We start from the raw sequence: 14,177 nt of genomic DNA on the forward strand, positions 1-14,177 counted from the left end.
ATTGGCTTCGATAGGGCGCAGAAACTGCGAGATGACGTTTGGTCGAAACCGGAAAGACGCGGGATAAGGCTCTGACAAGGTGACGACGGCTGGTCTAGGCTGATCCTGGTCCCTGTGGCTTTGCACGCCGCTGGACCGGGAGGAACAGGGGAGGCAGCCATGAGCGACCAAAAGACACAATTCCGGACCTGCAATATCTGCGAAGCCATGTGCGGGTTGATCGTCACGCATACCGACACCGAGGTCGTGTCCATCAAACCCAACCCGGATGATCCCCTGTCGCGGGGGCATATCTGCCCCAAGGCGATTGCCCTGCAGGATTTCCGCACCGACCCGGACCGGGTGACCACGCCGTTGAAAAAGGTGGACGGCCAGTTCGTGCCAGTGTCGTGGGAGGAGGCGCTGGAATATGCCGCAACCCGGATCGAAGAGGTGCAGGAGGCCCACGGGAAGGACGCCGTGGGGACCTATCTGGGCAACCCCAACGCGCATAAGTTCGGCAACCTCCTGACCCTGCCGCGGCTGGTCAAGGCGCTGGGGACGCAGAACCGCTATTCCTCGGCCACGGCGGATCAGATCCCGCATCACGTCGCCTCGATCCACATGCTGGGCCATCCGATGCTGATCCCGGTGCCGGATGTGGACCGCACCGACTTCATGCTGATCATCGGCGGCAATCCCCTGGTGTCGAATGGGTCGATGATGACCGCGCCGGGATTTGGCAAGCGGATGGAGGAGCTGCACGCGCGCGGTGGGCGCAGCGTTGTGGTGGACCCCAGACGCACCGAAACCGCCGAAAAGGCCAGCGCACATCTGTTCATCCGCCCTGAGACCGATGCCTTTTTCCTGCTTGCCCTGATCCATGAGGTTTTTGCGACTGGTCTGGACAGCCCCGGTGCGCTGGATCCGGTGGTGCAGGGTCGCGATGCGCTGAAACAGGCAGTGCAACCGTTCACTCCAGACCTTGCGGCAAAAATGACCGGTATCGACGCAGATACTATCCGCTCTCTAGCCCATGATTTTGCCCGCGCCGGTTCGGCGGTAAGCTATGCGCGCATGGGGGCCTCGACACAAAGCTTTGGTGCCCTGTGCCAATGGGCCAGCAATGCGCTCAATATCATCACCGGCAATTTTGACAGCCCGGGCGGCGCCATGTTCACCACCCCAGCGCTGGATTACGTGGGTATGACCAGCCGCAAGGGGCGCGTACGCAGCTATCCCGAGAAACGCTCGCGGGTGTCCGGCCAGCCGCTGTATAATGGGGAGTTCCCTGTCTCGGTCCTGGCCGAGGAGATGGAAACTCCGGGCGAGGGGCAGATCCGGGCCATGGTCACCGTGGCAGGTAATCCTGTGCTGACTGCGCCCAACGGGCTGCGCATCGGGGCGGCGATGGAGCAGCTGGATTTCATGATGTCGATTGATCTGCACATCAATGACACCACCCGCCATGCCGATCTGATCCTGCCCGCCACCGTGGCGCTTGAAGAGCACGTCTATGATATGGTGTTCCACAGTTTTGCCGTGCGCAACACCGCTGCCTTTGCCGAGCCGGTGTTTACGCCGCCCAATGACAACCCGCAGGAGTGGGAGGTCATCGCCCGGCTGGCCGCGAGGTTGAGTGGCAGCAACAGCATCGGCCCTTCGCCAGTTGAGACGCTGACAGCGCTTTTGCCGCGCGGATACCACGGCGATCGGGTGACGACAGACGCGATGCTGGGTGCTGAGACCGGAGCGATTGATCTGGGGCCGCTTGTTGAAAGCCTTGCCGAGCGGCTGGAAACACCGGATGGCAAGCTGGATCTGGCGCCAGAGGTGTTCCTTGCTGACTTGCCGCGACTGCTGGCCTTTGAGCCGCCGGTCAGCGATGATTACCCGCTGCTGATGATCGGGCGCCGACAGGTGCGCAGCCACAACAGCTGGACACAGAACAGCCAGCGTCTGGTGAAGGGGCGCAACCGCTGCACGGTGCAGATGCACCCCGCCGATGCGGACCGGCTGAGCATTGAGGACGGGATGGACGTTGCGGTGCACAGCCGTGTCGGGCAGGTCACCATGCCGGCCGAGGTGACGGATGAGATTGCACCGGGGGTGGTGTCTATCCCGCAGGGCTGGGGACAGCGACAGGGGAAACTGACCACGGCGACCCGGGTTCAGACCGTCTCGATCAATGATCTGACGGATGACACCCGGATTGATCCCATCAGCGGCAATGCGGCCTTTAACGGCGTTCCGGTGGCAGTGAAGGCTATCGCATAGGCGACAGAGCAGGCGATATCCGGGGCCTTTTCTCGGGGCTGGACCCGGTCCCGGACCGCAGGCCAATCTGATTGGGGATACCTCGAGAAAAGGGCTGTCAAATGCACAAAAGGATAGGTGCTGCTCCCTTTCTGGCCCTTTGTATCCGTTCAGTACATGCCGCCGCCAAAAGGGGAGTGCTGGCTGAACGATTGCCCATGGCCCCCTAGATTGACTCAAACCCGCTCAAAATAAAGATTGGTTTATATCGAAATCGAACGGTTTTTTAACCGGTTTTTATTCAAGCGGAAGGACGGTCTGCAATGATACAGAACCTGCTCGGACGGAAGAAAAAGGCAACGCGGCAAGAAAGAATTCTGTCCGAAATCGACCGGCTGATCTCATGGAAGAAATTGGCAGCCTGCGCTGAAACCTGCCTGGATGAAGCGCCCGACTGCATCAGGGTAAACCGGAATTCGTTGGAAAGCCTGGTTCGTATCGAAGTTCTGCACCGGTGCTTTGGCATTTCCCGCAGCGACCTGATGGTAACCGGGTCCGAGACACCAGAACAAGACGGCGCGACCGCTTTGTGCGATTCCCGGCCCGTGCTGAACGAAGACGACGTCGAAAACTTTTACAAGATTATCGCGGATTGCAGCAAACAGGACGAAATCATCAACGAGCTTGGCGCCCAGTTGGCCAAGGTTGGCGTGAGCCTGAAACAGCCGGTGTCCCTGTCACCGTCCTGAAAAACGTCAACAATCTGCCCCCTGCCGTCAGCCGCAACAGAATGTGGGCACGGCGGGTGATCGGCGTAGCGCGGTTGACGCCAAGCTAGGCTTAACGCTGCCCCGCGCTGGCCGCATACCGGCCAGATGACAAGATAGCTATACATTCGGGTCTGAATGCCCTATACGCGGCCAATTGTCGGCACCGGCGCAGCATTTTGCGCCACCTCCCGAGCCGCCTCCGCTCCTATAGAAAAAAGCAGACCTTCCTTTGAAACAGACACTCGCTATGGCGCTGGAGCGCCGTGGATATGACAAACTTACTCCCGTTCAGGAGGCCGTGACCGATCCGGCCCTGGGCAGCGCGGACCTGTTGGTTTCGGCGCAGACCGGTTCGGGAAAGACCGTCGGATTTGGCCTCGCCATCGCCGGAGCCATTCTGGGCGATGAAGACCGTTTTGGCTCGGCAGCTTTGCCGCTGGCGCTGGTGATTGCACCGACCCGCGAACTGGCCCTGCAGGTGAAACGCGAACTCAGCTGGCTCTATGGTGAGGCCGGTGCAACTGTCGCCTCCTGTGTGGGCGGCATGGACATGCGGGATGAGCGCCGGGCGCTGGACCGGGGCGCTCATATCGTTGTCGCCACCCCGGGCCGTCTGCGCGACCATATCATGCGTGGGTCCATCGACCTGTCCGAGTTGCGCGCAGTGGTGTTGGACGAAGCCGATGAAATGCTCGATCTCGGTTTCCGTGAGGATCTGGAGTTCATTCTGGGTGAGGCACCGGAAGAGCGTCAGACGCTGCTGTTCTCCGCCACGGTTCCCCCGGCAATTGCCCAGCTTGCAAAAAGCTATCAGCGCGATGCCATGCGGATCACCACCGTCGCCGAGAAATCGCAGCACAGCGATATCGAATACCACGCTATGGCAGTGGCGCCGCGCGACGATGAAAACGCCATCATCAACGTGCTGCGGTTCTATGAGGCACCCAATGCCATCGTGTTCTGCAACACCCGCGCCATGGTGAACCGATTGGTGACACGCCTGTCGAACCGTGGCTTTTCGGTCGTGGCCCTGTCGGGTGAGCTGTCACAGTCCGAACGCAGCCATGCCCTGCAGGCCATGCGCGACGGGCGTGCCCGCGTCTGCGTCGCAACCGATGTGGCGGCGCGCGGGATCGACCTGCCGAACCTTGATCTGGTGGTGCACGCCGAACTGCCCTCCAGCCACGAAACCCTGCTGCACCGTTCCGGCCGGACCGGTCGCGCCGGTCGCAAGGGCGTCAGCGCGCTGATCGTGCCGCCGAAAGCCCGTAAAAAGGCCGAGCGCCTGCTGAAAATGGCCAAGCTGCAGGCCGAATGGGGCAACGCACCCTCGGCCGAGGCCGTGTCGGAGCGCGATGGCGAACGTGTGTTGGCCGACCCCGCCTGGCACGAACCGGTCAGCGACAGCGAACGGCCCATGGTGACACAGCTGAGCGAAGCCTTCTCGGCAGAACAACTGGCCGCAGCCTATCTGCGGCTGTGGCGCAGTGCCCGCTCTGCCCCTGAAGAGTTGTCCGAAGCAAACGCCAAGCCCGAGCCGCGCGAACCCTTTGGTCCCAGCGTCTGGTTCTCGATCGCCGCAGGGCGCAACGAAGGCGCCGATCCGCGCCGGTTGCTGCCGATGCTGTGCCGGGCCGGTAATATCACCAAATCCGATATCGGTGCGATCCGCATCCAACAGGATGAAACCTTTGCCGAAATCCGCGAAAGCAGCGCAGCCGGATTTCTAGCGGCGCTTGGCACCGAGATGGTGCTGGACGATGGCACCAAGCTGACGCAACTGGACAGCCCGCCGAACATCCCCGCCGGACGTCCTGCAGGCCGCCCCGGTGGCCCCAGAAAGTTCGACGGACCGAAGCCGGGCGGAAAACGTCCGCATCGTGGTCAGGACTCACGCCCGGATGACCGGCGCGTTGAACGGTCCTATGACAAGCCAGGCTTCGACAAATCCGATGGTCCGCGCAAACCCCGCGCAAACAAATCGGACCGGGGCGAGCGCCCCCGTCACAAGAAGCACGAGGCCGCCGCCCCGCGCGAGCCGAACGCTGTGGTGACCCCGCGCAGCAAGCCTGCCAGTAAACCAGCAGGCAAGCCCGGCGCGGGCGATGCCAGCAAGAGCCTGCGCAAAAAGGACGGCGGCAAACCGCATTTCGCGACCCGCGGCCCCAAGGGACCGCCGCCGCCAAAGGGCAAGCCGAACAGCAAGAAGAACAAGGCCCGTGCGGCCCTGGCCAAGGCGGGAAAAGGCGGTTCCGCAAAACCCCGTCGGCCTAAAAGCTGATCTGAGATGACATCAGGGCAAAGCGCAGTCTTTGCCCTGATTTATAGGCTCAACGCATCTGGTGTTTGCGCAGGGCGCGGAACAGGAACATCAGGATCAGTGACAAGAAGAACAATCCAAAGAAGTCACCGATCAGGTAAACGAAGTAATCCTGGGGCGGGCTTTGGAAGGCCAGATTGCTGAGCACCGAAGACACCACGGAAACCAGAAATCCGGCAAACATGATGCTGGCCCAGCGTGGCCTGCGGCCGGAATAAGGCGACAGATCCCATCCGGCCAGTTTGATCAGGTGAAAGACGGCCGACGGAACAAGAACCGCAATCGCCATTGCAGCGATCCGGGGCGGTTCAAGAACACTGGCCCCTGAGAAGTACAGAAAAACCAGAAAGACGCCGGGAAACAGCGCAATAGTTGCCCGCCACCCCAGCAGCCAGGCGGCAAGCACCTTCACCCCATGCGGAAGGAAAAGAAGGCTGGAATCGCTTTCAACGCCGGGAAAGACTCTCAATTGGATCGGCATCAGCAGTTCGAAGGCGACCAGGCAAGCCAGCAGGTAGCACAGTGTAACCACTGTTGTTTCTGTCGCCAGAGCTTTCAAATCCCGTCCCCGCCTTCATCTGTGTGACGCCCCCTGTTCCTATTTGGGTGCCTTCACCAGATATCGCCCCCGGCTCGCGCTGCCGCTTTGCTCCAGATATCCTTTGCCGACCAGCGACTTCAAGGCCCGGAAAAATGTCGGACGCGACATGCTGGCCACGATGGCATGCGCCCGGATGGTGTTGGTGCGCACGCCGTCAGAGGTGTCCGGAAAGTCGCTCGCGGCGTAGTACACATCACGTTCAACCGTAGACAGCTCCTGAAGCCCCATCGAGCTTTCCATATCGAGCATCAGTTTTCGCAACTCTGTCAGTTTGGAAATGTCAGACATAGCGTCCTGTATTAATTTTTAATGCCAAGTGTGTGTCACAAGAGTGTAATACACGAACAGCCTAAAACAGCAAATGGTATCATGTTGACACGTTATTATTGTACGGTAGTATAACTTTCGTCCGGCCGCTTTTGTTAAACCGTGAGTGGTGGCAGCCGAACACTATTTTAGAACCGAAAAATTTTCAGGCGCGGTGCCTTCGGGTTCCGCGCCGCCTTAGTTTTTTGAAACACTGACAAGCGCCGGGACCCAACTATACCACCCTGCCGGCACAGCCGTTCCTGCCCTCTGGTGCCTGTTCTGCTTTGAGATTTTACCTTGCGCGGTGGGCAGTGAGGAGCTAAATGATCAGCCGCGTAGCCCCAATAGCTCAGTCGGTAGAGCAACTGTTTCGTAAATAGTAGGTCGGCGGTTCAAGTCCGTCTTGGGGCACCACTTTCCAGCCAGTTCGAATTTTCCGGTCAGCCTCAGTTTTGCATGTTCAGAGCTTCTTGGGGCTCTTTCAGGCGAAAGGTCTCTGCCGTCTCACCCCGCTGAACACGAGAGAAGGCAGATCATGGGTCAGATCCGACTGTGCAGCGCCGGGCCGCACAGTCGGGCGGTTACTTGGCGTCTTTTTCGGCCACGTCTTCAGCGCGCTTCGTGTCGCCGTTTCCCGGCTCAGCGTTCTGATCGTCCTCGGCCCGGTCATCCGCTGTGCTGACATCGTCGGAATTGTTAGGCGCATCCGCATCGATCAATTCCGCTTCGGGGATATCCCCGGCCTCCGGGGCTACGGCAGGTTTCGCCGCGCCGGTGATCAGCGGCAGCATGTGGGCGCCCGTTGCGCTGGCGAATTCTGCCGTTTCGGGGCGCTTCCAGCTGAGCGTGTCAAAGCTGGTGCAATGTTCGCAGACCGGCGCCCATTCCGCGTGAATGTGGTTGCAGTTCTCGCAGACCCATTGCGGGCCACGCGGCGCGGTCAGCGCACGGGTCAGCCAGCCCTGAACCACCGCATCCGGGGCACCTTCGCCGCGCTCAATCGCGGCCATCAGAGTAAGGGCGCGTGCATCCGGCGCCCGTTCGGCCAGATCGCCCAGGGCCCGGCGGGCTTCGGGGTAATCTTCGGCAACGATGTTCAACTCGGCCATCACCAGACGGGTTTCGTCGTCATGCGGTTTCAGGCGCGCCAGCTGGCCAAAGCGTTTGACCCGCTCGGCAGCGGTTTCGGTCGGTTCGATTTCGGCAAAGGCATGCGCTAGATCGGGGTGCGGCTGTGCCTCCCAGGCTTTTTTCAGAACCCGGACAGCATTGCGGGTCTTGCCCTTGGCGATATAGGCGCGCGCGGCCATGGCTGCGGCAGGCACCAGATCGGGCGACAGGCGGTTGGCCTCGATGGCCTGTTCGCGCTGCTCCACGGTTGCGCCTTCCTCGATCACCCCTTGGGAGGCCGAAAGCGCCAGCACCGCGTCGCGCCGTTTGAACACATCGCGGGGCAGGGTGCCGGTCTTCAACTTGGTCGCAAGGGTCTTGCGCGCCCCGGCCCAATCCTCGGCGCGGGCCTGCAGTTGCAGCAGCGTATCCTGTACCTCTTCGTGTTTCGGGCGCAGCGCCAATGCCTTTTCGGCCAGTTGCCGGGCGGTGTCGGTATCACCGTCGGACAGCTTCTGCTTCATGATGCCGCGAATGCCGACGAACCGGGTGTTCTGATTGCCCAGCAGCCGTTTGTAAGCGGCAGCAGCCTTTTTGGTGTCGCCCGCCATTTCGGCGGCCTGCGCGGTCAGAAGATCGGTGAGTTCGGGTTTCTCCAGATAACGTTCGGCGCGCGATGCCTTGGCCAGCGCCAGACGTCCCTCGCCCGAGGCCAGCGCCATCAGCCCGTCAGACAGCGCCTGATAGCCCTTTGCCTCACGTCCCTTGTCGAAATAGCGCGACAGGGCGGTTTCATCGCCATTCAGGAACTTCAGCGTGGCAACCAGCAGCGACAGCAGTTTGAAGAACAGCCAGACGATCACGACCAGCGCCACCAGCGCCATCACGGATTGCAGCGCGCCAAGGGTATATTCAGTGCCTGCGACGGTGATCTGCACACCCCCGGCGGTTTCCATCAGGATCCCCGCACCCAGTGCCAGCAGCGCGACGATTACAACAAAGACGAGGATTTTCAGCAATGACCAGAGCATGGCAGGGTCCTTATTTCGCGTTCAGGCTTTGGGCCAGTTCATCCGCTGCGGCAACCGCAGCGACCCGGCTGCGGGCAGCCGATTCCCAGTCCGCCAGGGCGGTCCGGGCGGTTTCGGGCAGTGCGTCCAGTTCGGCCAGCGCATCGGCAATATTGCCCTGATCCACCAACGCCCCGACGCGGGACAGGACCGCATCCGGATCATCGCCTTCGCGCGGCGCAACCGAGCGCGCGCCGAGGTGACGTTTGAGATAATCCATCACGCCGCCGGTGCCCTTGGTCTCTTCCCGCGCAGCAGCAAGGGCGCTGCGGGCGGCCGGGGTGAAGCTATCGGCCAAGCCGGTGAGCGTTGCCACACCGCTGTCGGCAGGGGAGGTCAGCGCCTCTGGCACGGTAACATCAAGGGCTGCCAACTCGTCGACAAGCCCCGCGTAGCTGGCACCGCTGTCGAGGCTGGAGCGCAGACGGGCCAGCACGGTCTGGGCACTGGCGATACGGGCGGCCTCGGCGCTGGCCTGATCCATCTGGCGGGCCTCGGCGAGCATCTGTTCAACCTCGGCGCGTTGCGCGGCCAGGCTGTCCTGCAATTTGGCAAGCTGGGCATCCACTGCGGCAATGGCCTCGGGCGATCCGGCATCGGCCACCGGGCGTTGCTCTAGCGCAGTCAAACGCTCCACAAGCGCGGCAATCTCGGTCTCAAGCGCGTCACTTTGCGGTGCGGAGAGATCACCAACGGTGCCTTCAACAGCGTCGATACGCTGCGAAAGCGGCGCGAGATCGGGAATGGAGATCCCCTCGACCTGCGTTTTCAGCGCCGACAGATCCGACCGCAAAGCGGCCTGCTCTGCTTCGATCGCGGTGACATCGACACTGGCCGGGCGCAGGCTGGGCGGCAGGATGCTGTTCAAAACGCCGCCTTGCCCCAGGGCAAATCCGATGACAGCAGCGACAGCCCCACCAAGGACGGCTGAGCCAAAGCCACCGCGTTTTTCGACAACGCGTTCGATCACCTGTTGCGGTTCCGCGGGCGCCGGTTCAGGGGTTTCTGCGTCTGCGTCTGCGTCTGCGTCTGCGTCTGCGTCTGCGTCTGCGTCTGCGTCTGCGTCTGCGTCTGCGTCTGCGTCTGCGTCTGCGTCTGCGTCTGCGTCTGCGTCTGCGTCCGTCTCGCTCGATGCTTCGGCTTCGGCTTCGGAAGTGTCCGCCGGGCTTTCTTCTTGCGAGTCAACCGGTTCCGGGGTTTCGACCTCAGTCACCTCTGATGCAGTCACATCATTGGCGTCCGACCCGGTCACATCATCCGAAGTTTTCTTGTCAGCCACGTCGGCATCTCCCTCAATTCTCACCGCTGCGACTCATGCTTGAATCCTGCGGTGCTGGCGCTCAACCCCAAGCGCGACATTACTTCCCGTGCGCGGGACCCTCAACCCGCGCCAAAGCATCTGCGGCATCACGGACCAGTGTACTCATCGCACCTGCATCGGGCGTGTTACATACCTGCAAGTCCCTGCAATTCAAGACTTTCAGTGGTTTCGCAACGGCTTCGCTCAGCGCAATCAGATGCAAATTCGACGCATCGGGACAAATCTGGGCGAAATGCCGCGCAGTTCGTGGCGAAAAAACCGGCACGATCAGCGACTGTTGCGACGTTATTGCCCGCAGCGCGTCTTCATTCAGTGGCAGCAGCTCCTGATCATAGATCACCTTCTCGCGGCAGGACAGCCCCGCAGCCGTCAGCCGCTGCGCCACATCACCCCGCGTATGACGCCCGTGCAGATGCAACAAGGGCGCGGGTGGGCGCATATCCACAAGGCGGGATACCAGTTCATCGGCGGTCTGGCCCAAACATTGCGCGGACCAGCCCGCGCCGATAGCCTCCGCCGTGGTGCGCTGCCCGACACAATAGGCAGGCAGATCCGTGGAAACCTGTCCGGTCGCCGTGGCAACCGCATTGGCAGAGGTGAAGATCAGCCCCCCGACGCCCTGCGTATCCGTTGCGCCCAAAGCGCCAGATAATGGCTGAACCCGCATCAGCGGCGCATAGATCACGGTAAGCCCTGCGCGTGTCTCAGCAGGCAGGTCCTCCACGAACCGGCGGGCCGAGGGCAGCGGCCGCGTCATCAGCAAACCCACGGCAGGGCCGGTCTTCGGATCCGTCACATCGCGCTCCCGGGATTGTTTGCACCTGTCATAGGTGGTAGCCCCGGCGCCAACCTGATGCAATGGTAGCACGATGACACAAACCCTGACGATCCTTGGGCTGGAAAGCAGCTGCGACGATACAGCAGCGGCTGTGGTGCGCCAGACCGGAGATACCCCGGCCGAGGTCCTGTCGTCGGTGGTTTTTGGCCAGACCGAGCTGCACAGCGCCTATGGCGGGGTGGTGCCGGAAATCGCGGCGCGGGCGCATGCGGAAAAGCTGGATATCTGCGTGATTGAAGCCTTGAAAGAGGCCGGTGTCACCCTGAAAGACCTAGACGCGGTGGCCGTCACCGCCGGGCCGGGGCTGATTGGTGGGGTGATGTCCGGCGTGATGTGCGCCAAGGGGATTGCCGCCGCCACCGGCCTGCCGCTGATCGGTGTGAACCACCTGGCGGGCCATGCGCTGACGCCGCGGCTGACCGATGGCATTGCCTTTCCCTATCTGATGCTCTTGGTGTCCGGCGGGCATTGTCAGTATCTGATCGTGCGCGGACCAGAGGATTTCACCCGTCTGGGCGGCACCATCGACGATGCTCCGGGCGAAGCCTTTGACAAGACCGCGCGCCTGTTGGGCCTGCCGCAGCCCGGCGGCCCCTCGGTGCAGGCCGAGGCGGAAAATGGCGCCCCCAAACGGTTCCGCTTTCCGCGCCCGCTGCTGGACCGGCCTGATTGTAACCTGTCCTTCTCGGGTCTGAAAACCGCGCTGATGCGGATGCGCGATCAGATTGTCGCGGAAAAAGGCGGGCTGACCCGGCAGGACCGCGCCGACCTTTGCGCCGGGTTTCAGGCCGCCGTGGTCGATACCCTCGCCGAGAAGACCCGCCGCGCCTTGCGCCTTTATCTGGATGAAAACCCGGCATCCCCGACCGTTGCCGTGGCCGGCGGGGTCGCCGCCAATACCGCCATTCGCGCCGCACTACAGGATGTTTGCGCCGAGGCAGGCGCCACCTTCACCGCGCCGCCCCTGCGCCTGTGCACCGATAACGCTGCGATGATCGCCTATGCCGGGCTAGAGCGGTTCCGATCTGGTGCGCGCGACGGGCTGGACCTGACAGCCCGGCCGCGCTGGCCGCTGGATCAGAGCAGCCCCGCGCTGCTTGGCTCGGGTAAAAAGGGGGCCAAGGCATGAGTGTTTCGGTCCTGGGCGCGGGCGCCTTTGGCACGGCGCTGGCGATTTCGCTGGCTGGCAATGGGCCCGTCACACTTTGGGCACGCAGCCAGCCCCATGCCGAGCAGATGCAGACCAGCCGCCGAAACGAGACCCGCCTGCCCGGCGTGGATCTGCCGCCAGAGCTGACCGTCACCTCGGATTTGGCCGAAGCGGCGGAAAGCGACACCATCTTGCTGTCCGTTCCGATGCAGCAATTGCGCGGGCTGCTGATGGCCGAAGGCGATGCGTTGGCGGGCAAGGCCCTGGTGGCCTGCTGCAAGGGGATCGAGCTCAGCACCGGGATGGGCCCGGTTTCGGTGATCCGGGATTGCCTGCCACAGGCACAAGCCGCCCTGCTGACCGGCCCCAGCTTTGCCGCCGATATCGCGCGGGGGCTGCCCACGGCACTGACGCTGGCCTGTGAGGACGCCGCGCTTGGGTCATCCCTGCAAGAGCAGCTGACCACGGCCAATCTGCGGCTTTATCGCACCACGGATACGGTGGGCGCCGAGTTGGGCGGCGCCTTGAAGAACGTGATCGCAATCGCCTGCGGTGCGGTGATCGGTGCGGGCCTTGGCGAAAGCGCCCGCGCCGCGCTGATGACCCGTGGCTATGCGGAGATGCAGCGCATGGCCCTGGCCTGCGGTGCCCGCGCCGAAACGCTGGCCGGATTGTCGGGCTTTGGCGATCTGACGCTTACCTGCAGTTCGGACCTGTCGCGCAACTACCGGCTGGGATTTGCCATTGGCCGGGGAGATAGTTTCGATCCCTCCATCACCGTCGAAGGCGCCGCCACCGCCCGGGCCACCGCCGCCAAGGCCGAGGACATGCGGCTGGACATGCCGATCACACAAACCGTGGTCGCTTTGCTGGATGGCCGCTTGACGATTCATGACGCAACCGCTCAACTGCTGTCACGACCATTAAAAGAGGAATAAAATGCTTATAGCATTGATTGCACGCGATAAACCCGGGCATTTGGAAACCCGGATGGCGAATCGCACCGCGCATCTGGCCTATATCGAAGAGACTGGCGCCGTGGCGCAGGCAGGGCCGTTGCTGGATCAGAACGGCGAAATGGTCGGATCGCTGATCATTCTGGATGTCGAGGATATGGCCGCGGGCGAGGCCTGGGCGGCGAATGATCCCTACAACAAGGCGGGCCTGTTTGAGGCGGTCGAGCTGATCACCTGGAAAAAGGTCGTCGGCTGATGGCTTACTGGCTGTTCAAATCCGAACCTTCGACCTGGGGCTGGCAGGACCAGCAGGCCAAGGGCGACGCGGGTGAGGAATGGGACGGCGTGCGAAACTATCAGGCGCGTAATTTCATGCGCCAGATGAAACTGGGCGACCGCGGATTCTTCTATCACTCACAGAAAGAAAAATCCGTGGTTGGCATTGTCGAGGTCTGCGCCGAGGCGCACCCCGACAGCACCACGGATGATCCGCGCTGGGAGTGCGTGGATATCAAGACGGTGCGCGGCTTCACCACGCCGGTATCCCTGGAGCAGATCAAATCCGATCCCCGGCTGGAAGAGATGGTGCTGGTGAAAAGCTCACGCCTGTCGGTGCAGCCTGTGAGCGAGGAAGAGTGGCGCATCATCTGCGATCTGGGCGGAACCGATCCAAACTGAGCCTTGGCTGGGTCAAATGACCACATCCATGGACCTTTGTCCCAAATACTTGTTCTGAAAACGAAAAAGGGAAGGCCCAGCGAATGCAGGACCTTCCCTTCACCCCGCGTGCTCCGTAGCCACCACACGCGTATGAGAAATTCGGTTCCTGCCTTCCTGGCGGGTTGAACTATAGATAGCCCAGAGAAGTTGGATTCCGCAATTCATTAGCTTCGACAATACCGTTAAAATGCGAAACGCCCCGGGTGGGGGCGTTTGCAAACTGTGTATTTTAAAGGTGTTAACTGGCTTTGGCGGGGTTAGCCGTAAACCGCTTCCTTGCCGAAATGCTTGGTCAGCATGTAGTAGAAAACCGCCCGGTATTTGTTGCGCTCAGATTTGCCATAGATCTCGACGACCTTGTTGATCGCCTCCATCAGTTCAGGCCCGTCAGCAAGACCCAGTTTCTTGATCAGGAAGTTCTGTTTGACGGTTTCCAGCTCGCTCTCCTGGCTGGAGGCAACGGTGGAGGCATCCGCATCGTAGATCGCGGGGCCGCAGCCGATGGTCACCTTGGTCAGCAGGTCCATATCCGGATCCATGCCGCATTTGTTTTTCAGATCATCTGCATATTGTGCAATCAGGTCGTCACGTTTTCCCAAAGTCTTTTCTCCCTTCTGGGGCGGACCCGGCTCCGGATCCTTCCGGTCACATAATGGCCAGGATCAGCTTAAGGGCAGAACGCGACAGGGCAACGGGAATTTTTGCAATCCTGCCTCAAAGCCAGGCCTTTGCCGTCCGGGGGCAGGTAACCGGCGCCGATCCGGTCTCTGCCTTGTA

The 14,177-nt window shown here is 61.8% G+C and carries 13 protein-coding genes and 1 tRNA gene; 8 read left to right on the plus strand and 6 right to left on the minus strand.

Translation table 11 applies throughout. The features are described 5' to 3' along the window. Positions 1-159 precede the first annotated feature (159 nt). The 3 genes from SM764_RS22050 to SM764_RS22060 all read left to right on the plus strand — a co-directional run bounded on the left by SM764_RS22050 (position 160) and on the right by SM764_RS22060 (position 5,286). Positions 160-2,256: a molybdopterin oxidoreductase family protein gene (locus SM764_RS22050; protein WP_369002813.1), complete on the plus strand. Its 2,097-nt coding sequence runs from the start codon at positions 160-162 to the stop codon at positions 2,254-2,256. Between the two features lie 302 nt (positions 2,257-2,558). Then, complete coding sequence (locus SM764_RS22055; RefSeq protein WP_065272042.1) at positions 2,559-2,984, plus strand: hypothetical protein; 426 nt, start codon at positions 2,559-2,561, stop codon at positions 2,982-2,984. A gap of 250 nt (positions 2,985-3,234) precedes the next feature. Further along, positions 3,235-5,286 (plus strand): DEAD/DEAH box helicase, encoded by a 2,052-nt coding sequence (locus SM764_RS22060; protein ID WP_369002814.1) that lies wholly within the window; start codon positions 3,235-3,237, stop codon positions 5,284-5,286. Positions 5,287-5,335: 49 nt separating this feature from the next. Here SM764_RS22060 and SM764_RS22065 read toward each other — a convergent pair whose 3' ends face one another. Together SM764_RS22065 and SM764_RS22070 are read right to left on the minus strand one after the other, a co-directional pair. Continuing rightward, positions 5,336-5,857 carry a hypothetical protein gene (locus tag SM764_RS22065; RefSeq protein WP_237028359.1) on the minus strand — a complete coding sequence of 174 codons (522 nt, stop codon included), beginning with the start codon at positions 5,855-5,857 and terminating at the stop codon, positions 5,336-5,338. A 66-nt stretch (positions 5,858-5,923) separates the two neighbouring features. Further along, complete coding sequence (locus SM764_RS22070; RefSeq protein WP_065272040.1) at positions 5,924-6,214, minus strand: hypothetical protein; 291 nt, start codon at positions 6,212-6,214, stop codon at positions 5,924-5,926. 359 nt (positions 6,215-6,573) lie between these two features. Here SM764_RS22070 and SM764_RS22075 point away from each other — a divergent pair. Continuing rightward, a tRNA-Thr gene (locus tag SM764_RS22075) sits at positions 6,574-6,649 on the plus strand. A gap of 167 nt (positions 6,650-6,816) precedes the next feature. On the opposite strand, the gene SM764_RS22080 is transcribed toward SM764_RS22075, so the two are convergent. The 3 genes from SM764_RS22080 to SM764_RS22090 form a co-directional block, all read right to left on the minus strand. Then, entirely contained in the window at positions 6,817-8,376 is a 1,560-nt protein-coding gene (locus SM764_RS22080; protein WP_369002815.1) for a heme biosynthesis protein HemY, read from the minus strand. Positions 8,377-8,386: 10 nt separating this feature from the next. Next, positions 8,387-9,694: a COG4223 family protein gene (locus SM764_RS22085; protein WP_369002816.1), complete on the minus strand. Its 1,308-nt coding sequence runs from the start codon at positions 9,692-9,694 to the stop codon at positions 8,387-8,389. A gap of 79 nt (positions 9,695-9,773) precedes the next feature. Next, a complete protein-coding gene (locus SM764_RS22090; protein WP_369002817.1) occupies positions 9,774-10,532 on the minus strand; it encodes a uroporphyrinogen-III synthase in 759 nt (252 codons plus the stop codon). A 73-nt stretch (positions 10,533-10,605) separates the two neighbouring features. Here SM764_RS22090 and tsaD point away from each other — a divergent pair, with 73 nt between their 5' ends. Genes tsaD through SM764_RS22110 form a run of 4 tightly spaced genes read left to right on the plus strand, consistent with a single transcriptional unit; the run spans position 10,606 to position 13,358 of the window. Further along, the gene (gene tsaD, locus SM764_RS22095) at positions 10,606-11,703 is read left to right on the plus strand and encodes a tRNA (adenosine(37)-N6)-threonylcarbamoyltransferase complex transferase subunit TsaD (RefSeq protein ID WP_368948948.1); all 1,098 of its coding nucleotides are present in this window, start codon (positions 10,606-10,608) and stop codon (positions 11,701-11,703) included. After that, positions 11,700-12,662, plus strand: coding sequence for an NAD(P)H-dependent glycerol-3-phosphate dehydrogenase (locus tag SM764_RS22100; RefSeq protein WP_369002818.1), 963 nt, complete (start codon positions 11,700-11,702; stop codon positions 12,660-12,662). The genes tsaD and SM764_RS22100 overlap by 4 nt, the downstream gene beginning before the upstream one ends. A gap of 1 nt (position 12,663) precedes the next feature. Next, positions 12,664-12,936 carry a YciI family protein gene (locus SM764_RS22105; protein WP_065272034.1) on the plus strand — a complete coding sequence of 91 codons (273 nt, stop codon included), beginning with the start codon at positions 12,664-12,666 and terminating at the stop codon, positions 12,934-12,936. Then, entirely contained in the window at positions 12,936-13,358 is a 423-nt protein-coding gene (locus SM764_RS22110; RefSeq protein WP_368948950.1) for an EVE domain-containing protein, read from the plus strand. Before SM764_RS22105 ends, SM764_RS22110 begins: the two co-directional genes overlap by 1 nt. A gap of 299 nt (positions 13,359-13,657) precedes the next feature. On the opposite strand, the gene SM764_RS22115 is transcribed toward SM764_RS22110, so the two are convergent. After that, complete coding sequence (locus SM764_RS22115; RefSeq protein ID WP_065272032.1) at positions 13,658-13,999, minus strand: DUF2853 family protein; 342 nt, start codon at positions 13,997-13,999, stop codon at positions 13,658-13,660. Between the last annotated feature and the right edge of the window lie 178 nt (positions 14,000-14,177).

Origin of the sequence: Pseudophaeobacter sp. 1A16562 (assembly GCF_041008785.1) — a bacterium.
GTDB classification, from domain to species: Bacteria; Pseudomonadota; Alphaproteobacteria; order Rhodobacterales; family Rhodobacteraceae; genus Phycobacter; species Phycobacter gallaeciensis_A.

What these genes read in the sequence shown, in the direction of transcription:
- SM764_RS22050 (WP_369002813.1), top strand. Translation starts at nt 160, where the DNA reads ATGAGCGACCAAAAGACACAATTCCGGACCTGCAATATCTGCGAAGCC.
- SM764_RS22055 (WP_065272042.1), top strand. Translation starts at nt 2,559, where the DNA reads ATGATACAGAACCTGCTCGGACGGAAGAAAAAGGCAACGCGGCAAGAA.
- SM764_RS22070 (WP_065272040.1), bottom strand. Translation starts at nt 6,214, where the DNA reads ATGTCTGACATTTCCAAACTGACAGAGTTGCGAAAACTGATGCTCGAT.
- SM764_RS22080 (WP_369002815.1), bottom strand. Translation starts at nt 8,376, where the DNA reads ATGCTCTGGTCATTGCTGAAAATCCTCGTCTTTGTTGTAATCGTCGCG.
- tsaD (WP_368948948.1), top strand. Translation starts at nt 10,606, where the DNA reads ATGACACAAACCCTGACGATCCTTGGGCTGGAAAGCAGCTGCGACGAT.
- SM764_RS22100 (WP_369002818.1), top strand. Translation starts at nt 11,700, where the DNA reads ATGAGTGTTTCGGTCCTGGGCGCGGGCGCCTTTGGCACGGCGCTGGCG.
- SM764_RS22105 (WP_065272034.1), top strand. Translation starts at nt 12,664, where the DNA reads ATGCTTATAGCATTGATTGCACGCGATAAACCCGGGCATTTGGAAACC.
- SM764_RS22110 (WP_368948950.1), top strand. Translation starts at nt 12,936, where the DNA reads ATGGCTTACTGGCTGTTCAAATCCGAACCTTCGACCTGGGGCTGGCAG.